Here is an 18357-nt window from a genome sequence, read left to right on the forward strand (position 1 = left end):
CCGGCGGGGCCGGCTAGAGCGCTCACGCGCTCAGCCGAAGGCACCTCGGCAGGCCGAGGTGTACCTCGTGGTGCGTTGCTCGTGGTCAGGTCCGCGGTGCTCGGGCTGCGCCCTCCGCTTCGGCCAGGGCCGGCTCGAATTTGGCTCGCGGTGATCAGGTGGGTGGGGTGCCCTGCCCTGCCTGCTCGAGGTGCGCGGCTCGCCACGCGCTCTCCTCGCTTCGGGAGAAATTGCTCGCTTCAGCCTGGGCTCCGCAGCTGCATTCGACGATCGCGGTGCGGTGGGTTCCGTGGCCCTCATATCGCTTGGGGATCGTCAGGTGGTGGCGAGCGTGTTTCCCGGCTCTCCCCTGGGTGCGATCTTCGTGGGCTTCTACGGCCTGTAGGACGGTGAGGCCTGCGTTGCGGCACCGGAGCAGCCACTCGGGATCCGGTGTGGGGAGGTTCCGGTCTGCGATCTCTGACCGGACGGTGAGGAGCCATGGGCGGGGGTGTGCGCTCGAGGCCGCGGTCATGCTGTCCTACCAATTTGGTCGAGGTGTACTCTCTATATATTAGGTGTCATCAAGGCTCTATTTGTACTTGTATCGGAGGTTGTCATGGCTGGCCAGATGATCGGCTTCGCGGAGATCGCGGAGAAGATGGGCGTTGTGCTGCGGCATGCCCGAATCGCGGTGTCTAGTGATCCGGACTTCCCCGAGCCGCTCACCCCGCCGGGGTTTCGCTCGCCAGGTTGGGACGAGGGCGTGATCGACGCCTACCTCAAGACCCGAACAGAGAGATCGTTGGGTCGGGTCGGACGTCCGCCGGCAACGGCTGAGGGCCGCCGTGTGAAGCTCTCTGCGGAGCAAAACGAGAGGATCCGCCGCCTGGTGCGTGAGCATGGGTCGATCGCTGCTGCGTCTCGTGTGCTGGGGATCTCTGAGGTCACGATGCGCACCCGTTTGAATGGTCGATCTTCGTGGGTCGATGCGGAGTTCCCGAAGCTCGCACAGCACCTCGGAGTCTCAGAGTCTGAGCTTCGCGGAGAGTGAGCGGTGAGATGGAGCTGAACGAGGTCTGGAGCGATCGCCGACTCGGCATCGCTCTGATGAACCGTCTCAGCGCTTTCGGTCGACGAGGCCACGTTGACACTCGTCTGATCGCGGAGCATTTCCAGGTGTCTCCCGGGACGGTGCGCCGGTGGATTCGGGAAGGTGTGCCCCGCTCGAGGGTGGAGGCGCTGCGCGAGCTCGTGCTGCCGCCGTCGACGGTGCTGCGCCAGGAGGATATCGACCTCGCGTACGCCCGTGAGGCGTTGTGGGACATCGGCGGCCGCGGAGCGCCTGTGAGCGATCTCTGGGTCGAGAACGGGTGGCTCAAGCCTCATTCCCTCGCGGTCGTCTCGTTCGGCGATCGGCAGCTGTGCACGGCTCGTCTTGGTCGCACGGATGGTGAGCGCACGAACGCGCGGATGCGTGCCGATGGCGGTGAGGTGATCGAGCTGGTGACGTTCCGCAACCGCTTCGCGGCTCAGATCGCCAAGATCGAGCTTCTGCAGCAGGTGTCGGAGTGGAGGGTCTCTCTCCCCCATGCCGCGGTGAGTCGTGGCCACACGGAGGCCTGGCTGGCGTCGGCGCCGCGGCCGACGCTCGAGGAGCTCCGGACGCATCCGGCCGTCAAGATCCCGCACACGAAACCTCGGAAAAAGACAAGCGCCTGAGTGTCCAACGGATCGTTGGACAAATCAGAGAGGGCCGCTCCCGGCTGGGAGCGGCCCTCTCTTTGTGACGTTCACGCCAGGCGTGCGGCGAGCTCGTCGATCTTGTCGGGGCGGAAGCCCGACCAGTGGCCTTCGTCGGTGACGATGACCGGCGCCTGCATGTAGCCGAGCGCCTTGACGTGCTCGAGCGCCGCGGGATCCTCGGAGAGGTCGTGGAGCTCGTACTCGATGCCCTTGGCGTCCAGCGCGCGATAGGTCGCGTTGCACTGCACGCAAGATGGCTTGGTGTAGACCGTGATCGACATGTTCACCTCCTCTCTCTGATGATGTGGGGTTGATGGTTAGTTGGCTCGGGGGTCGTCGCCGTACGGGTGCTCGTCGACGCGGAACTCGTCGATGCTGCGGAACTCCCAGTTGTCGGGGTAGCGACCATCGCTGTAGAGGGCTTGCAGGTAGCCGAGCGCGGCGTCTTCGCCGTCGGTTGCGGCGATCTGCATGAGAGTCGAGTACTCCTCGGCGGTGATCTTCACCTGGCTGTTGCGCTGGCGCATGCCGTGGTCGCTGTCGGCGATGCCCTGGTAGCCGTGGACGCGGACGCGAACCGGCTTGCTGCCGGTGAGGGCCTTGTGGTGCTGCGCTGCACGGCGGAGGGTGCGGGCTCGGCCGGCCTTCGTAGTGACCGACTGTCGGTTCTTCGTGGAGAGCTTCTTCAGGTTGTCGGCCTTGGGCTTGTTCTCGCCGCGGATCCACCGCTGAACGGTGCGCTGGCTGACGCCGAGGCGGCGGGCCGCTTCTTTGGTGTCGACGCTCTCAGCGCCGCCGCGGACGGTGCCATAGACGTTCTGCAGCATCTCCTTGATGCCCACGTCTTTCGCCGGCGTGGGCGTGCGGCCGGAGAGGCCGGAGAAGATCTTGTTCCGCCGCGCGGCGGGGTCCTGGGATGGTTTCTCGCTCATCGTCATCTCCGCTTAGAAGGGTTCCGTGAGGAAGGCTTTGCCCTCGTACCGGCCGCGTCCGGTGAGGAACTGCAGGTGGCTGGCGAGGTCGGTGACCCCTTCGGGCTTGAACTGTCCGAGGCCGCGGCCGAAGTTGCGCTCGTGGCCAGGCCATGCCTTCGCGGGGTCGGACTCGTTGCTCGTGTAGAGGACGGTGTCAGCGGTGATCGCCACGGGCCACCGGCCGGTGTCGGTGCCGATCTGGTGCACGCGGCGGATGATCGCGCCCCGGGCCTTGGCCTGGATGGCGTGGTACCGCTCAGGGGCGAAGAGGTCGCGGCCGCGCTGGTGCTCGAAGCTGGCCATGAGGCCGAGTCCGCGCTTGTAGAGCGTCTTCACCACAGATCGAGCTGCGATGTCATCCGGGTCGACGGTGTCGAGGGTGAGGAGCGCATCGCGGACCTTGCCGTACCAAGTGTCGAGCAGCCTGGTGTGGTTCTCCCAGACGTACGCCTCCTGGATCTCGAACTCGTACCCGAGGTCGATCGCGATCTCCAGAGTGGGGGTGGTCACCCAGGTCAGCTGACCGGTGAAGTCCTCGTCACGGTTCCGGGGATCCAGTGGGTTCGGGTAGAGCCACTCGCTCTTGGCGGGCATCTCGATCCGCCAGTATCCGGGGATGTTCTTGTTGAACTGGATCGCGGATCCGGGCTGCATGTAGGTCGGGGCGCCGACACCGAGCTGTAGGCCGGCGACGCCGGCGAGGTAGGAACCACCACGGTCGAAACCGTGCACGTACGTGTGGCTGAGTTCCTCCTCGGTGGGCTTGCGGTGCCAGTTGATGTCCTGCTCGAGGGATGCGATCTCTGCCGGCGGAACCGGGTCAGAGGGCGCGAACCGCAGCAGGCGCTGCTCCTTGTTCGGGGCGGTGGTCTTCATGAGGTCGTGGCAGGTTGTGGCTGCGGAGATCGAATAGGGAGCGCCGAGCGCTTCAGCGAACCGTTGCAGGCGACGGGCGACGTCGCCCGGGCCGGCTGCTCCCTCGAGCATGGGCTGGAAGTCGTCCTTGAGTGCCGGGATGATGACGAACCGGCCGCGCAGCTGCGGGTTCTCCGGGTGCCAGACCCGCGTTGTTGCGTTCAGTGAGCGCTCGGTGCCGCCGACCTCCCAGCCGGCGTCGATCGCGTCAGTGATGAACGGGATGTCCTTCGTGCGCTTCTTGAGCTCCTCGGTGAAGTCGAACGTTCCCGGCTCGGGGAGATCCTGCAGCGGGAGTCCGAGCTGCAGAGCAGCGGCGAGGGTGACGAACAGCTGTCCATCCTCGGTCTTCCAGCCGTTCTTTGCGCCGAGGCGGAGGTGAGCGATGAGCTGGGCGACGTCGCCGAGGTGGCGGATCGGGTGAGGCAGCTCCACACGCTCTCCAGAAGACATCCAGAGCCCGTCGACGTGAAGCACGGCCGCTGCCCCTGAGAAAGCGCTCGAGGGCTGCACGGAGGCTGCGGGAGCCGGTGTGGGGGACGCTACAGCTGCGGGCTGCGTCGGAGCAGCAGGAGGAGCCGCCACCGGCGCCGCCGCTGGTGCCTCCGCAGCCGGAGCAGCGGTCGGACGCTCGCCGGCGTCGACCTGGTCGACGTCGAACAGCGAGGGTGCAGCGGGCGAGCCGTCAAACGGGCCTGTGGGGCCTCCCGGGCCGTCCGCGGGCGTCGGGGCGTCCCCGTCCTCACCAGTGCCGGTGATGACGGAGAGCGGGATCTCCCAGACGCGCTGCAGAACGCCACCGATGCGCCGACCGACAGCAGACTTGCCGCCGCTGTCCGGAACTACCCATCCGTGAGCGATGAACGAGGATCCGATCGACATCGGGGTGTCGCTGATGCTCTCGACGCCGCCACGGGCGACGCGGGAGATGAGCTCAAAGGTGACTCGGGGGTGAAGCAGCAGCTTCGCGTCCGGGCCTTCGCCCTTGATCGCACCGATCCGGGGTCCGTTGGGCAGCAGCATGTCATGTGGCGGGTTGCCGCGCACCGTCCATCCGAACTGCTGGGCATGCTCGGGCGCATCTCCCTCGGTGGTGCTGAGGTGTGCCATGTTCGTGGCCAGACCCTCTCGGATCAGCTCGATCGCGGTCATGCCCGGGTCGCCGGCGCCGTGGTCCTGGCGGCGGATCGCGACGTGGATGCCTTCGATCGCCCAGGTGAGGAACTCGTCGGCCTCTTCGCGGCTGAGTGCGCCGACGTCGACGAGCATCCGCAGCATGATGTGAACGCCGTGCGTTGCAGCGACGGCGGCCTTGGTCATGCGGCCCTTGGCGCCATCGGCGTGCGGCAGCGGGGCAATCCGCTGCAGCCACATCGTGGAGAGCGTTTCGTTGCTCGAGGCACCGGGGGTGTCCTCGTCGAAGAACTCCTTCTCGAGCGAGCGGCGGTGCTTGCAGAGCCACTGGATCAGCGCGGCGCCGAGGATGGCGCGGGCCTGACGGCGGTCCTTCTTCTCGAGGTCGGCGAACGTCTCGGGGGTGTTCGGGATGTCTCCCGGGCTGATGCCGATCGTGAACACGCGCTGCAGACCGGAGCCGTGCAGTCCGACCTGTCCGGTGGCGATCACGGATGCGTCGATCGGCTTGCTCTCGGTGGTGCCGCCACGGGCCTTGCCGATAACGCGGGGGGCGCGGTCGAAGATGGCGCGGGCGAAGTTGTCGATCTTCGCTTCGGCTTTGCGGGCATCCGAGGCGTCGACGAAGTCGTCGGCGAGCACGGGCATGTGGCTGACGTGCTGGGCGAGGAGCCGGATCATGCCGATGAAAGATCCACCGGCCTGGGTCGCGGACAGGATGGTCTTGCTCGCTCCGACACGGTCGTTGAGGTCAGGCGCAAAGTAGTGCATGGCCTGCCGCCCGCACGAGGACTTGCCGGAACCGGGTGCACCCTCGAGGTAGGTGATCAGCGGGACGGGGGCGAACGGGGCCTCCCAGACCAGGCCGAGCAGTGGGGCGATCACACGAGCGGGGAGCTTATCCCGCAGCGAGACCGTGCCCTGCATCCAGGCCTCGCGCAGCACCTTCGGGTCCTGGGTGGGCTCGGGGACGGTGAGCTTCTGGATGCTGCCGGGCATGCGGACATCGACGTCCAGCTGACCGCTGCTCGTGATTGCACCACCGCCATGGACGAAGAAGTCGCCGAGATCGGTCTTGCGCCATCCCGTGGCGGTGTAGATCCGGTTGTACGAGGACGGCGCGCGGCGGGCGCGGTGGATCGCGTTCCAAGCCATGTCACGGCCGCGACGAGAGGAGTCCTCGAGCATGCCCGGCCAACCGAGGCGCTGGTGCCACTCACCCTTCTGGAGGACCTCCACATCCCAGACGACGGTTGCCCGCTCAACGATCACGTTCTGCTCGTCGTCGTAGAGCGGCCGCCCGGTCTCGGGGTCTCGGGTCCAGCGGGAGAACTCGACGATCATCTCGCTGAGCGGGGATGCCGTGTTCTCGTCGCCATCGTCCTCGAGGGAGGCAGAGATGATCTCGGCCCACCCGTCCATGATCAGGTGGAAGCGGGGCTTGTAGCCGCCATCCTCGTCCGGAACGTACTTGACCTGGACGGTCTGCCCGTTGCGGACTCGGTACTCCGTGCCGATGTTCGGAGCGCCATCGTCGCCGGGGATGAACTCGTGGCCACCGAACCGCGGCGGCTCGTCCACTCCGTCGACGTCATCATCGGTCTCGATCGGGGCGACGTTCTGGCCCTGGTCGCGCCAGGCGGTGATGCTCACCGGCGGACGCATATCGGCGAGCTCGTGAGCCTCGCGGGCGATATCTGCAGCTTCTTCGATGATGGCGTCGGCGTCGTTGAGGGCGCCGTGGGTGATGGGGTCGTCCCCGGAGTAATCGATCCGCGCCCGGGTGAGGGTGTCGACCATGCGGCGGAATCGTATGTCTGACTCGGTCGCCCAGGTTTCAGCAGCTTCGCGGTGCTGTGGGGCAACGGGGCCGGCGGAAGGGATCAGCTCGAGGTGCGCTTGGATCTCTCGCCGGCACACCTCGATCGACTTGATAGCGCGGTGGGCCTCGCCGACGGCAGCGAGCAGGGCGGACTGACGGGCGGAGATCTCCTCGAGCTCGTCGACGCCGAGTCCCGCAGCGAGGTGGTCGCTGAGGTCTGACTTGTCTTCGTCGACGGCGGGGCGCAGCAGCGTGACGGAGGTGGCGATCCCCTTGAGGAGGCGGTGCATGGTGACGCCGCGCTTGTAGCCGGCGGTGTCACGGTCGACGACAACGTTCACGGTCGCCCCGGCGAAGAGAGCAGCGAGCTCCTCGGGGAAACTGCCCGCTCCCTGTGCGTTCGTCGTGGCGGTGAGGCCCGCAGCAATCGCGTTGTCCGCGTCTTTCTCGCCCTCGACGACCCACACGGGGGTGCTGTTGGCGATCGCGTCGAGCAGCTCGGTGTGGTGGTACAGCACGGGGGCGAACTCGGCCGGCTTCTTCGTGAGCCAGCGCCCCTTCTCTCCCATGAACCGCTGCCGGAACCTCTTGTGCGTGGTGCCGTCGAGGTCGGTCTGTTCGCGGATGACCTCTTCGACCACGTTGCCCGCGGTGTCGGCGTACGGGTACGTGAGAACGCGCTTCCAGGTGGCCTTCTTCAGACGCTCCTCAAGGCCGTTGTCGTCATCTTCAGTGATACGACGGGGCACCTTGTGGTTGGGAACGAACTTCGTGCGGGTGGTGCGCTTCTTTCGCTCGCCGCGCTCTGTCTCGGGAAGTGGCTCGTCGAAGAGATCCTGCGGGGTCAGCTGGATGGCCGCGGCGATGTCACGGTAGCTGGCGCCTTCCTTGCAGGTGAAGCAGTGAAGCATCGTCATGCCGCGGCGGCTGTCCCACTTGACGCTGAGGGACCGGTTGGAATCCCCGTGGATGGGGCAGAGCGCCATGAACTTGTCGCCGCGGATCGACTCTGGCTTGAAGCCGCCGGCGTCGAGGGCGTTCCAGACGCGATCGACCGAGGAGCGCTGCGTGGCAGTAGGGGGTGAGATCAGCGTCACGTCAGCTGTCCTCCCCCGCGCGGAGCACGGAGGAGACGAACAACACGACTAAGTATCTGGTTCAGAAAAAGACAGAACTGCGCTACCATGGTGCTCGAACACCTCCTTACATGTTCAACAAAGGGCCGGTTTTCCGGTTCTTGTCCCTCGACAGGACTTACAACTTCACAGGATCGGATCTACCGCCAAGTAGATGTCGAACCTCACCTTCTTCGAAGATCCCCCGAGCGCCAACTCGCGGGGATCTTCTTCATTTCTAGGCCGATCGCGCCAGAGGCCGCTCCTTCCGTGCGATGGCTGCACGAGCGCGAGCAGTCGCAGCTGAACGCTGTTCCTCCTCGAGCCCCGAGAGCTGCTGCTGCTTACGTTGTTCCGCAGCTGCAGCTCGCTCAAGCTTTGCTTTCTCGATCTCCTCGAGCACATAGCCCGGGATAGGCAACCCGTCTGCCTCAGCGAGGCGCATGGTCGCGTATGAACCGACCGGGATACCGAGCTTTTCGGCGTGCTCTCGGTAGACGGCTCCCTGGTCAGCGGGAGGACGCACTGTGAAGGCGTCTCGGTCACCGCGGCTCTTGGGAGGCATGCCGCCACCATAGCGGCTACCTGATTCAGCATCAAGGATTGCGTGGCGTGTCCGCGTGTTGTCTTCACGCTAGCCATAGGTGCAGATTGCCAGTGGGATCGGACATCGAACTTGAAGATTCTTTCCCGGTTCTCGCGCGTGTACATACGGGGGTTATGTTGTGGCAACGGTGTAACAGCGCCATTTTGGTGCAGAAAATACCTGCTCAGGCAAAATAAATTAGCTGTTACACCGCCTTTTTGGGTGTGTAACTCTATCGGGCTGACTCCACACATAAAAAGACCTGATTAGAAGGGTTTTTAGGTGCCGTTACACAGGTCGAGAAGCCCTCAGGGCATGGGTGTGTAACAGAGAGGGGTGCGGAGGTAACGCGACTTAGAGCGGTCAGATGTACCGGGCTTGAGCCGCGGGGATGAAGCTGCGATCGAGATCCCAGACACGCTGCAGTTTGCCGTCGATTCGCCGCCCGACTTTGAGGCGCCCAGCCGAGTCCATCTTCAGCGCGGAGATGGCGTGAAGGCCGGCCTCGACTTGGGGTGTGGTGGTGATGAAGTGCTCGCCCTGCGCGCGAGCGATGTTCTTCAGCGTGTGAATCGTGCGCGTGGGATCGGTGATGTAGAGCCGATTGCTTCGGACCGCGCCGAATCGTTCGAGGCCTCCGAAGGTGGACGATGTCTCGACGAGTGCCAGGTAGTCCAGGAAGCGCAGCGCTGCGATCCGAGCTTCTTCCGCAGCAGTGGTGCGGGCGGTGTGAGGTATGTGCTCGAGGGCTCGGAATGAGCGTGCGAGCGGGTCTGTGAAGTCGGCGTTCCACGCCAGGTCGATGTCCTCGAGGAGGATGGCTTCCAGGACCCAGACCTTGTGCTTCTCGCCGTGACGGGTCCGGGTGACAGAGCTTCGACGGCCAGCGCCTTGCACGACTCCCCGGTTCATGAGCCCCTCGCCGATCGTGCGGACGGTGTAGGGGAACTCGCGCCCATCGCGGGCGGCCAATGCAGCGACCCGATCGACGGCCGCGGTGGGCTGAATGTAGAGCTGATCCCCTCGCGTCCAGCTGATGTCGTCACGGTCGATCTTTGAGAGGTAGCGGAGAAACACGTCGACGGCGGCGTCGAGGTTGATGGGCAGGAGTTTGACGTCGTCGCGGCCGACGTAGCGCCGTGCTTGTGAGTGAGTGATGTCGAGCAGCTCGGGGATCTCGGAGAGGCGGCGTCCACCGCGAAGGGCGAGGCGAATGGCTGAGCCGAGCGCCTGATCGTGGATATCTTCCGCGCGAGCGCGCAGTCGACGGGCCTCATTGATCAGCTGCTGCGCTTCCTCGAGCGTGTGAGGTTCGTCGAAGGGCTCGAGTTCGTTCGCGGTCACCATCGCCTCGTGTCTCCTCGCCTAACGACGACTCGGTCGTGGGTCGTCTTCCTGCTCTCGGATGTACTGCACGAACCCAGGGATGGTGATGCGCAGTCGGCCGTGGCCTTCGGTCTGGATCAGTCCCTTCTCGAGGAGTTGTGATCGCACGTCGGAGAGGCTTGTCGTGGTGACGCCTCGGGCGGCGGCAATCGCGCCCCGTTCGACGCCGGCAACACCCTCTTGGAGCCAGGAGAGCGCGACGAGGAACTTCTTCTCGGCCGGGGTGGTCGCGGACCAGCGGGCGGCGAAGAGCGCGTTCATGTCCCGGTCGACGATGGCGCGGGCTTGCTCGACGTGCTCGAGGGTGATGGTGGCGCCCGGGTCGGGGCGCCCTGCAGCGGTCCAGGCCGCGTCGCCGTACAGCTGCACCGAGTAGGGGTAGCCGGCCGCGAGTGACGTTGCCCGCTCAAGGGCCTGCGGGGTCCAGGAGACGCCGACCTCTGCTGCGGGATCCCTGAGCGCTGCGACCATAGCGCCGATGCTGAGCATCTCGAGGGGGCGGTAGGCGAAGCGCTCACTGAAGGTGACGGCGCTGGCGATGTGTTCGGGAGCGTTGGAGAGTCCAGCGGCGAAGACCGCCACGGGGAGATCGGTAGCTTCGGCCTGGAAGTGTTGCCAGGCAGTGGCGAGAGTTCGGATGCCGTCGGGATCCGCGGACTGGATCTCGTCGACGAACAGGATGAGCGCCGACGTGTGGTCACGATTCTTCGTGACTGTGTTGAGGATCTCTTCGAAGTCGCGGGCGTCGAGTTCGCCGGCTGCCGGCGTCGGGTCACCGCCGGTCGTGATGGAGGCGACGCCGGGAATGCCGAGGGTGATGCTGGCGGAGTCGAGGTGCTTCGCGATCGCCGCGGCGCGGGGCCAGTGCTGCGTCTCTTTGCGGATGCCCTTGAGTAACTGCGCGATCAGGCCGCTCTTCTCGCCACCGGTAACCCAGATGCAGAGCACCCCGCGTTCTTGCGCGCGTCGCTGGTAGGCGCGCAAGAGAGACGTCTTCCCGATTCCCCGCTCGCCATGGTCGACGTTGATCCGGCCGACGAGCTGCTGCAGGTCGACGAGGATCGAGAGCCGTTCGTCGAACTCTGCGAGGAGTTCGCCGCGGCCGGGGACGGATCGTGCGACGACGCCGGGTGTGTAGGGGCTGCGTTGCATCGTCCCGCCTTTCGATAGGTGACGATAGTTCAAGATCGATTATCGCAAGCTATCGCCCTAAAGAACAGGGCACTAGCCGCCGTTGATAGTCGGTCCGTGAAAGGCGGGGATCTCGCGGGTCAGCGGTGGTGCCGGCACCTGGTGCCCGCAGTCTCCGCAGCGCCACCCCTCAGCCTCGTCTCGCATCATGGTCCCGTCGACCGGGCATGCCGGCTGCGTCGACGGGAGGATCGTGAGAGCGTCCATCGCTGCGCGCAGCGCCTCCGGTGGAACGACGTAGGCGGGATCCCACGCGATGAACGACTGCTCTCTGCTCGAGCTGCGCATCCGGATCCCGACGGCTCGGGCTGCGCGTCGGAGCTCACGACGGAACTCGTCAACGGGCGCCGGGATTTCGGACTGCAGCAGAGCGATGCTGCCGGTCTGCTGCAGCTGCGCGACATACGCCTGATAGTTGACCGCGACGTCAGCCATCAGCCTGCATCTTCATCGGTCGTGGCATGGTTCATCTGCTCCTCGCGGATCACTAGGGCACACTGTGAATCTCGTCCACCGACTCTAGGAGAGCACTCGCATGGCCACCACCGTCAAAGACACCATTCGCTTCACCGCGGAGGAGTTCGACCCCGCCGTCCTGACCTATCTCATCGGCACGAAGGTCTTCATCACCGTAGAAAGTCAGACGGCCAACGGGAACAGCGTCGTTCGACGCTGCGCAGCGGGTGTTCTCGCCGGAGCCGAACGGTGGCAGGAGTTCGAGCGGCACAACGAATCAAACACCTGGCCGCGCATCCACTTCGAGCATGGCTGCCACGTTCTGATTCGCCTCGATAGCCCCGACTCGGTCGTCACCGTCAGCATTACCTGAGAGGCGCTCTTTAGCCGTCTGTGCGCCCGGGGCGGAGGCGTCGGTACGCGACCTTCAGCCAGTGATCCGCCTCGAGGTACTCCTTCGCGACGAACGCTGCCACAGGTGCGATGAGGAGCACCCACCATCCGTGGGGAGCGACGCCACCGAGGGTGCTGGTGAGGAAGACCAGGCCCACGAAGATCGCGATCACCACGGAGATGACGATCACCTTCTCCATCGACAAGCCGTACTCCAGAAAGAGGCCCATGAGGATGACGATGATGGTGCCGGCGACGATCAAGATGATCGAGAGCGTGGAAGCGAGCTCGGGGGCGATCAGGGTGTCCATGCTGGGATCCGTTCAATCGGCGCGGCGTCGCTGGGCAGCTGGCATAGGCAGAAGGTCGTCCATGACGACCAGTTCATGAAAATGACCGCCACCGTGGCGCCGGCGATGACAGCGGTGACGGCGAGGAAGATCCAGAACTCTCGCAGCTTCAGCAGCTGTCTCAAGCTCGGCCGCTCCGTGGGTGGTGCGGTGGTCTCTGCCGGGTTCTCTGTGCTCATCGGTCTGTGTTTTCCTCATCGTGCAGGGGGCGTCGTACGACGTTTCGGCCCTCGAAGCTGACCCCGGGTGCCAACGGAGGAAGTTTCTCACCGATGGGCTCCCAGGTCGCGACGTCGATGTTGCTTTCGAGGGTCCCGGCCGTGATCCTTCGGTTGAGCTCGAGGCGAAGGCGGGCCTCAGCGGTAGGCGAGGCCGTGATGAGAGATCGCGAGATCTCGGTGAGAGGGGCGATGTTCGGTGTGGTGGGAGTCAGGCCGAGGATGTCCATCCTGAGTTTTGGGTCGCGGTCCCAGAACTGAATGAACTCGGTTCCGCTTGGGTCGAAGAGGTCGATGTACCACGTCACCATGGCGACCTGGTTGAGGTTCACGAGCTCTTCCACCTCGGGATCTGCACGACGCTTGCTGCGGTGAATCGAGATCTGCCCGGAGTCGTCGACGACGAGAGTCGCCTTCGGACGAGTCAGGCGCAGCAGTAGGGCGCCGGCCGCGATCACCAGCAGCAGGATGAGAACGGCCGCACCGGCGTAGCCGAGGCTCTCCCACCAGCGCAGGGGCAGGGGCGAGCCGAGTTTCGTGGAGATCAGATCCAAGGCGATCGCGCCGGCAACGGCGGCGACCAGCACTAGAGCTGTGGTCAGGATGATCGTTGAGAGCGGGATGAAGGGTCGCATGGGCGAGGTCCGATCAGTATGCGGCGATGGAGGCGGCCGCTGCGGCGACGATCGCGCCGGCGATGAGGTACGGGCCGAACGGGAGCCGCTGACCGGACCCACGACGAGCGATGAGCGCGATCGCGTGCGGGGCGCTGAGGAGGTAGGCGAGGACCGTGGCGGCGATCACCGCGGTGATGCTGTGCCAGCCGAGCAGGAGGCCGATGACAGCCCCGAGCTTGACGTCGCCGTATCCGATGGCCCCGAACAGGCTCATGGCCGCGTAGACGCCCCACAGAGCCGCTCCGAGGCCCACAGCGCCCAGGAGACGCCACCAGTCCCCGGAGACGGCCGTCTGAGCCGTCAGAGAGGCGAAGACGGCTGCGGCGAGGGTAAACAGGAGCCTGTTGGGGATCCGGTGCTCGCGAGCGTCGATGATGCTGATCGGGATCCCGAAGCCGACGAATAGCGCGAGAGTCAACCAGCTGGCGATGTTCTCGTCGACGAGAGCGGTCAGTCCGAGCAGAACGCCGCCGACCGCGGCGGACGCGAGGGGCTGCCAGGTCAGGGTGCGCGGGGCGGCGCTCTGCTCGAGGACGGTCATGGTTGTCAGCTGGCCATGGCGTGGCGGCCGCGGATGGAGCTGATGAGTTCCTGCGTCTCCTCGTCAGGCTCCAGGCCGTCTTCGATCGCGTCGAGCTGCAGGTGTAGCTGGGAGACGATGCGCTCGAAGGCGACCATGTCGCCGGCGAGGTGCTCGGCGCGCATCGCGTTGCGCCAGGCGAGCTCGTTGCTCGGGTCGATCTGTCGGCCGACGGATGCCGCGAACCGCGCGTTGGGGATGTCGCCGGCGCGCAGGGAGCGCGTGGCGAGCTCGTGTGCGGCATCGGCGATCTCGGCGATCATCTCGGTGCGGATCCGCTCGGCCCAGACGTAGCGGCGCTCGGCCACCCCGCTGAACGGCTGGCCCTTCACCAGGTGCATCGCCTGGACGAGGTCGGTCGTGTCGGCCGAGGCCGGATCCGGCGTGACGAGCTCGCGCCACACGTCCCAGTCCGATCGCACCTCAGAGTGCAGGCGGTAGCCCTGCGTTCCGACCTTGGGCACGAACTCCTCGCCCTCATTCGTCTTGCCGAGCCAGCGCCGTGCGCGAGAGGTGAGACCGTTGCGGCTCTTCTGAGCGCTGTCTCCGCGCGGGTCCTTGCCCGGCCAGAGGGCGGCGTGAACGTCGACCGCGGTCGCTGGCCCGTGCAGGGCGAGGAAGGCAATCAGCTCGGTTGCGCGGGCGGTGTGAGACATGGTCGCGGTGCGGGGCTCGGGGCCGCGGGCGCCGTGGATCTCCACATTCCCGAGCAGCTGCACGTATGGGATGCCGAACAGTTGCACGATCGGTCGCATCGGAGCCGGGACCACCGAGGCAGCCGCCGTCGCCGGCGTCTGCTCGACGGCAGGCTCGGCCGCCTTCTCGGTGTCCGCGGCGGCATCCTCGGCGGCGGCGACTGCGGCCTCCGGCTCGGTCTCCTTGGCGGTGGCCACCTCGGCAGGGCCGGTGGTGATGGACGGGAGCATGCTCTGCAACACGTTCTTCCACTCGCCGTCGTCCTCGTGCTCCTCGTCGACGTCGCCGTCGCTCTCCGCGTCCGCGGCCGTGGCGTCGACGAGAGCCGGCTCGTACGCCGTGGTCGTGATCGACACCTCGGCTTCGGCCGGGAGCTCGTCGAGCTCGAGCTCCAGGCTCTTCGCCTCCTCGCCCTCCGCGGGCGCATCGGTGGTCGCGAAGAGATCGAGGATCCGGCGCAGTTCCTCGCCGTCGATGATCTGCGGCGTAAGCGGGATGCCCGTATCTGCGCTGGGGATCTGCAGCGTGGCCTCAGCGCCGGTGTCCGTGGTGGTGGAGGCGACGACGTTCAGCGCCCACTCCCCTGCCAGATGGCCGGACGAGACCGCCGCGATACCGACGCGGGGGACGCGCGTGACGAGCTCAGCAAGCTCCGCAGCCTGCTCCGGTGCCGGAAGGTCGCCGAGGAGAACGATCTCGGGGAACCAGCCCTCGGCGTCGACGCCGGTGGAGCGTGCCTCCTCGATCGACTCCACGCCGAGCTCGGCGAGAGTGCGGTCGGTGTCCGCGGCCTGTGCGCGCAGCTCCTCGAGCAGCCGGTCGACGTCGTCGACGTGGCGAACGCGCCCGGTGTCGAGAGCGACCGGCAGGCCGGGTGCGACGCCCACCAGGGTCACGCGGAGATCCTCACCCCACTGGCTTGTGGCCAACTCGATCGCGAGGGCGTTCATCGCTCCCCCGACGAGCTCCTCGTTGCCGGCGAGGTTGAGGGCGCCGATGAACTCGAGGTCGACCAGGAGGTGCGCGTTGAGCGGGTCCTGGCCGATGGTGACCAGGGCAGGGTATGGCGCGCTCGGCGTGCGGGTGAGAGGCGGGAGCTGTCGAGGATCGACGCTCCACGCAGTGCGGTCCTCCGAATCCGCAGCGAACGGCGCGGGGAGATCCGTAGGCGCGTCGAGGAACAGGCTGATGCCGTCCTCGGCCAGGCGCAGCGCGTACAGCGGCGGGAGTGCGTTGTCGGAGTCCTGAGCCCAGACGGCGAGGTGGCGCAGTGCGTGGTCGACGTCGTCGATGCCGAGACGCTCCTCGACCGCACGCAGCTCCAGCTCCATCGTCTCCGCATCACCGGAAGGCATGGCGATCCGCTGGCCGGCTTTCCGTTCGCGCTGCTGCTTGCGGCGCCGTACAGCGAGAACGCTGAGCAGCCCGGCGGCTGCGACGGCACCGATTCCGCCGGCAGTGCGGATGTTGAAGATCTCGTCGATCCAAGAGGCGCCATCGGCATCATCGTCGACGACGTCGACAGGCGCGTCGACGACGGGGGCCTCCGGCCGGTGCTGCGCCTCTCCGATCGGCTTCTCGACGTCCGTGGCTGCAGCGCCCGACGTAGCGGTGTCCTCGGCCGAGGTGCCGGAGGTAGCCGGGTTCTCTGCTGCGTCCTGGTCTGCGGTCTCATCGACGTCGTCCACGATCGGTGCATCATCGACGACGGGCGCCTGGTCGACTACGGGGGCCTCAGCGGGAGGAGTGACCGCAGCGGGAGCCTCAGCTGCAGAGGCAGGAGCAGCTCCGGGGACGGTCACGACCCAGCCGGGCATGATCATGTTCGGATCGGTGAGTTTCTGGCCGTCTGGCTGGATGGTGTCGCGAGAGGCGTCTGCGATCTCCCCGAAGCGCTCTCCGGCGCCGAGCTCGTCCTCTGCGATGTCCCAGAGAGTGTCGCCGGTCTCCACGACCACCGACTCGGCTTCCGTCGATGCCGGCGCCGAGTTGGCGGCCGTTGTTGCGGCGTCCGCGGGGAGGGTGAGCACCCATCCGGCATTGAGCCAGTGATCGGTGGTGAGCGCGTGGCCGTCGGCCTGTGTGACGCCGTAGTTCAGCTGCGCGATCTCCTTCCACCGTTCGCCGTTGCCGAGCGTCTGTTCGGAGATCCGCCACAGCGAGTCGCCGTCCTTCACGGTGAACGTCGGGGCATCCGCTGCCGGCGTCTCCGCGGCCGCCGGTGCCGGTGCCGGTGCAGCGTCCGCAGCGACAACGGTGGAGTCAGCCGACGCGGTCGCCGCGACGGGCGTAGAGGTGTCGACCGGTGCATCTGCAGCGACTGCAGCGAGCGGTGCGGCGACGGTGGAGAACATCACGATGATCGCGCCGAGCATGGCGCCGGAGAGCTGCTGAGGAAACGAGAAGGCGGGGATCTTCGGTGCCTTGATGTGACGGACGCGGGCGCCGGCCTCGATGACGAATCCGACAGCGAAGAACGCCCAGAGAAGCCACCCGACGATCGGCAGGATGGTGCCGATCAGGAAGTGGCCACCGTAGTCGGGCGTGGTGAGCATCCGCAGCAGCCCGTCCCACGAGGGGATCGGGTTGCCTGCGAAGACGATCAGCCCGACGGGGATGCCGACGAGCAGGACGACCAGCGCGACCAGCGCACCGAGACCTCTGAAGAACCTCATGATCCTGCTCCTTCTCAGTTGTTGACGGACTGCATCTCGTTGACCTCGAGCTCAGCGTTGCTCTGGGTCGTCAGCGGGATGGTCCCGCTCTGTCCGCCTGCCTGCCACTCGAACACCCACTGGCTCGTGGCCGTGACGTGATAGCGATCGCCAGGACGAGACTCGCTCGTCTGCGTGTACTCATAGCCGCACGTCGGGCTGTTGGTGACGCCGGCGCTGGGCGTGTACGCAGTTCCAGGGTTGCCACAAGTGACGGAGCCACCGTCGCCCATGTCCCACCGGATCGACGTCACGCGAACCGAACCGGTGACCGTGATCCCGCCCTCGGTCTCGCTCACCGTGTAGCCGTTGTACGTGGTCGGGCTAGGGTTCGCGACCCACAACCACACCGGGACACCGACATGCGTGCGGCGGTACCCCCACTCGGGATTCACCTGCGGCGCCATCCCGACTTCAAACGCCTGGACGTTCAGCCGAGCTGAGATCAATCGAGCGGCCTGGGCGGGAGTGATCCCTCCGCCGTCCGGAGGAGTGGCAAACCATCGGGACACGTAGAAACCACTCCCGGGATCGCATGGCTCATACCAGGCGCCTTCGCCCTCTGCCTTGCCTGCAGGGGGCGGGGATTGCGGGTCGACGAGCTTCCAGCAGGGACCCTCTTCCCCGCCGCCATCCCCGCCGCCATCGCCGGGATCTTCGCCACCCGGACCTCCAGGGACCTCTACCTCGATGATGCACTGGCCCCACTCGTCGTACTGAGCGCACCCCGCTGCGTTGGCAGCCGGGGCAAACCCGATGGCAACCAGAATCAGGGCGAGTGCGCCCAATAGGCCTGACCTGATTACTTTGCGCATTCTGTGCTCCCCGGATCCTGCGTGTAGCTGATGACGATCCACCGGCTCTCGGCTTTCACGAAACGGGCGACAACCTCGACCTTGACCGGGGCACCTGGCGTGATCGCCTGCCCATTGGCGTCGGTTCCAGTGAGGCCGCTGTAGTCGAGGCATCCGTAGAGGATGGGCTGTCCGAACTCTGACTCGGTGACGCCATTCGCGCGAGCGGGTGCGGCGTATGACTGTCCCTCGAGCAATGTGAACTTGACGTTCCCCTTGGACTTGATGGACTTCTCGGCGGCGCTGGCGATCGAGCGACGGGCGGCTTCCGCTGCCGAGTCAACTGCGATGGTGTCGATGAGAGCAGCGTCTTCAGGGTGTTCGTTACGGATCTCGTCCCAGATGCGGAAGTACTCCTGAGCGGTGGCGTACCCGGCGGCGATCGCGTCGGTGTCGCTGGCAGGTTCCGTCGCCGCGGTCTGCGTCGGCGTTGGAGTCGGTGTGCTTGTCGACGATTCGGTCGGCTTGGGTGTGGGCTCAGCGGTGGGGGTGCACGCGGTGAGGAGCCCGAGCGCGAGGACGCCGGCGGCGGTGATGCCGGCGATCGTTCGGATGGCCTTCATGGGGATCT

General features: G+C 66.2%; 15 protein-coding genes. 2 read left to right on the plus strand and 13 right to left on the minus strand.

The annotated features are described in order from the left end of the window. Nucleotides 1-1029 precede the first annotated feature (1029 nt). Nucleotides 1030-1701 carry a hypothetical protein gene (locus ACIQLD_RS18160; protein WP_402610321.1) on the plus strand — a complete coding sequence of 224 codons (672 nt, stop codon included), beginning with the start codon at nucleotides 1030-1032 and terminating at the stop codon, nucleotides 1699-1701. 71 nt (nucleotides 1702-1772) lie between these two features. Here ACIQLD_RS18160 and nrdH read toward each other — a convergent pair whose 3' ends face one another. The 6 genes from nrdH to ACIQLD_RS18190 all read right to left on the minus strand — a co-directional run bounded on the left by nrdH (nucleotide 1773) and on the right by ACIQLD_RS18190 (nucleotide 11283). Next, the gene (gene nrdH, locus ACIQLD_RS18165; protein ID WP_402610323.1) at nucleotides 1773-2006 is read right to left on the minus strand and encodes a glutaredoxin-like protein NrdH; all 234 of its coding nucleotides are present in this window, start codon (nucleotides 2004-2006) and stop codon (nucleotides 1773-1775) included. Nucleotides 2007-2042: 36 nt separating this feature from the next. Next, nucleotides 2043-2657, minus strand: coding sequence for a helix-turn-helix domain-containing protein (locus ACIQLD_RS18170; RefSeq protein ID WP_402610325.1), 615 nt, complete (start codon nucleotides 2655-2657; stop codon nucleotides 2043-2045). A gap of 12 nt (nucleotides 2658-2669) precedes the next feature. Next, nucleotides 2670-7667: a telomere-associated protein gene (locus tag ACIQLD_RS18175; RefSeq protein WP_402610327.1), complete on the minus strand. Its 4998-nt coding sequence runs from the start codon at nucleotides 7665-7667 to the stop codon at nucleotides 2670-2672. A 967-nt stretch (nucleotides 7668-8634) separates the two neighbouring features. After that, nucleotides 8635-9618: a hypothetical protein gene (locus tag ACIQLD_RS18180; protein ID WP_402610329.1), complete on the minus strand. Its 984-nt coding sequence runs from the start codon at nucleotides 9616-9618 to the stop codon at nucleotides 8635-8637. Nucleotides 9619-9636: 18 nt separating this feature from the next. Next, complete coding sequence (locus ACIQLD_RS18185) at nucleotides 9637-10809, minus strand: ATP-binding protein (protein WP_402610330.1); 1173 nt, start codon at nucleotides 10807-10809, stop codon at nucleotides 9637-9639. A 72-nt stretch (nucleotides 10810-10881) separates the two neighbouring features. Then, nucleotides 10882-11283 carry a hypothetical protein gene (locus ACIQLD_RS18190; protein ID WP_402610332.1) on the minus strand — a complete coding sequence of 134 codons (402 nt, stop codon included), beginning with the start codon at nucleotides 11281-11283 and terminating at the stop codon, nucleotides 10882-10884. Nucleotides 11284-11383: 100 nt separating this feature from the next. Between ACIQLD_RS18190 and ACIQLD_RS18195 the strand changes: the two genes are divergently transcribed. Then, entirely contained in the window at nucleotides 11384-11677 is a 294-nt protein-coding gene (locus ACIQLD_RS18195) for a hypothetical protein (protein ID WP_402610334.1), read from the plus strand. 10 nt (nucleotides 11678-11687) lie between these two features. Here ACIQLD_RS18195 and ACIQLD_RS18200 read toward each other — a convergent pair whose 3' ends face one another. The 7 genes from ACIQLD_RS18200 to ACIQLD_RS18230 form a co-directional block, all read right to left on the minus strand. Beyond that, nucleotides 11688-12008 carry a hypothetical protein gene (locus ACIQLD_RS18200; RefSeq protein WP_402610336.1) on the minus strand — a complete coding sequence of 107 codons (321 nt, stop codon included), beginning with the start codon at nucleotides 12006-12008 and terminating at the stop codon, nucleotides 11688-11690. Then, the gene (locus ACIQLD_RS18205) at nucleotides 11996-12226 is read right to left on the minus strand and encodes a hypothetical protein (protein ID WP_402610338.1); all 231 of its coding nucleotides are present in this window, start codon (nucleotides 12224-12226) and stop codon (nucleotides 11996-11998) included. Before ACIQLD_RS18205 ends, ACIQLD_RS18200 begins: the two co-directional genes overlap by 13 nt. Next, entirely contained in the window at nucleotides 12223-12900 is a 678-nt protein-coding gene (locus tag ACIQLD_RS18210; protein ID WP_402610340.1) for a hypothetical protein, read from the minus strand. The genes ACIQLD_RS18205 and ACIQLD_RS18210 overlap by 4 nt, the downstream gene beginning before the upstream one ends. Before the next feature lie 13 nt (nucleotides 12901-12913). Then, on the minus strand, nucleotides 12914-13483 hold the full coding sequence (locus ACIQLD_RS18215) for a prepilin peptidase (protein ID WP_402610342.1): 570 nt from the start codon (nucleotides 13481-13483) through the stop codon (nucleotides 12914-12916). Nucleotides 13484-13488: 5 nt separating this feature from the next. Beyond that, nucleotides 13489-16893 carry a LysM peptidoglycan-binding domain-containing protein gene (locus ACIQLD_RS18220; RefSeq protein ID WP_402610345.1) on the minus strand — a complete coding sequence of 1135 codons (3405 nt, stop codon included), beginning with the start codon at nucleotides 16891-16893 and terminating at the stop codon, nucleotides 13489-13491. A gap of 14 nt (nucleotides 16894-16907) precedes the next feature. Further along, nucleotides 16908-17339: an ATP/GTP-binding protein gene (locus ACIQLD_RS18225; RefSeq protein WP_141371065.1), complete on the minus strand. Its 432-nt coding sequence runs from the start codon at nucleotides 17337-17339 to the stop codon at nucleotides 16908-16910. Between the two features lie 395 nt (nucleotides 17340-17734). Beyond that, entirely contained in the window at nucleotides 17735-18349 is a 615-nt protein-coding gene (locus ACIQLD_RS18230; RefSeq protein WP_402610347.1) for a hypothetical protein, read from the minus strand. Between the last annotated feature and the right edge of the window lie 8 nt (nucleotides 18350-18357).

Origin of the sequence: Microbacterium sp. NPDC091662 (assembly GCF_044756705.1) — a bacterium.
Lineage (GTDB): Bacteria > Actinomycetota > Actinomycetes > Actinomycetales > Microbacteriaceae > Microbacterium.

What these genes read in the sequence shown, in the direction of transcription:
- ACIQLD_RS18180 (WP_402610329.1), bottom strand. Translation starts at nt 9,618, where the DNA reads ATGGTGACCGCGAACGAACTCGAGCCCTTCGACGAACCTCACACGCTC.
- ACIQLD_RS18225 (WP_141371065.1), bottom strand. Translation starts at nt 17,339, where the DNA reads ATGGCGCCGCAGGTGAATCCCGAGTGGGGGTACCGCCGCACGCATGTC.
- ACIQLD_RS18170 (WP_402610325.1), bottom strand. Translation starts at nt 2,657, where the DNA reads ATGAGCGAGAAACCATCCCAGGACCCCGCCGCGCGGCGGAACAAGATC.
- ACIQLD_RS18210 (WP_402610340.1), bottom strand. Translation starts at nt 12,900, where the DNA reads ATGCGACCCTTCATCCCGCTCTCAACGATCATCCTGACCACAGCTCTA.
- ACIQLD_RS18205 (WP_402610338.1), bottom strand. Translation starts at nt 12,226, where the DNA reads ATGAGCACAGAGAACCCGGCAGAGACCACCGCACCACCCACGGAGCGG.
- ACIQLD_RS18190 (WP_402610332.1), bottom strand. Translation starts at nt 11,283, where the DNA reads ATGGCTGACGTCGCGGTCAACTATCAGGCGTATGTCGCGCAGCTGCAG.
- ACIQLD_RS18230 (WP_402610347.1), bottom strand. Translation starts at nt 18,349, where the DNA reads ATGAAGGCCATCCGAACGATCGCCGGCATCACCGCCGCCGGCGTCCTC.
- nrdH (WP_402610323.1), bottom strand. Translation starts at nt 2,006, where the DNA reads ATGTCGATCACGGTCTACACCAAGCCATCTTGCGTGCAGTGCAACGCG.
- ACIQLD_RS18185 (WP_402610330.1), bottom strand. Translation starts at nt 10,809, where the DNA reads ATGCAACGCAGCCCCTACACACCCGGCGTCGTCGCACGATCCGTCCCC.
- ACIQLD_RS18215 (WP_402610342.1), bottom strand. Translation starts at nt 13,483, where the DNA reads ATGACCGTCCTCGAGCAGAGCGCCGCCCCGCGCACCCTGACCTGGCAG.
- ACIQLD_RS18195 (WP_402610334.1), top strand. Translation starts at nt 11,384, where the DNA reads ATGGCCACCACCGTCAAAGACACCATTCGCTTCACCGCGGAGGAGTTC.
- ACIQLD_RS18200 (WP_402610336.1), bottom strand. Translation starts at nt 12,008, where the DNA reads ATGGACACCCTGATCGCCCCCGAGCTCGCTTCCACGCTCTCGATCATC.
- ACIQLD_RS18220 (WP_402610345.1), bottom strand. Translation starts at nt 16,893, where the DNA reads ATGAGGTTCTTCAGAGGTCTCGGTGCGCTGGTCGCGCTGGTCGTCCTG.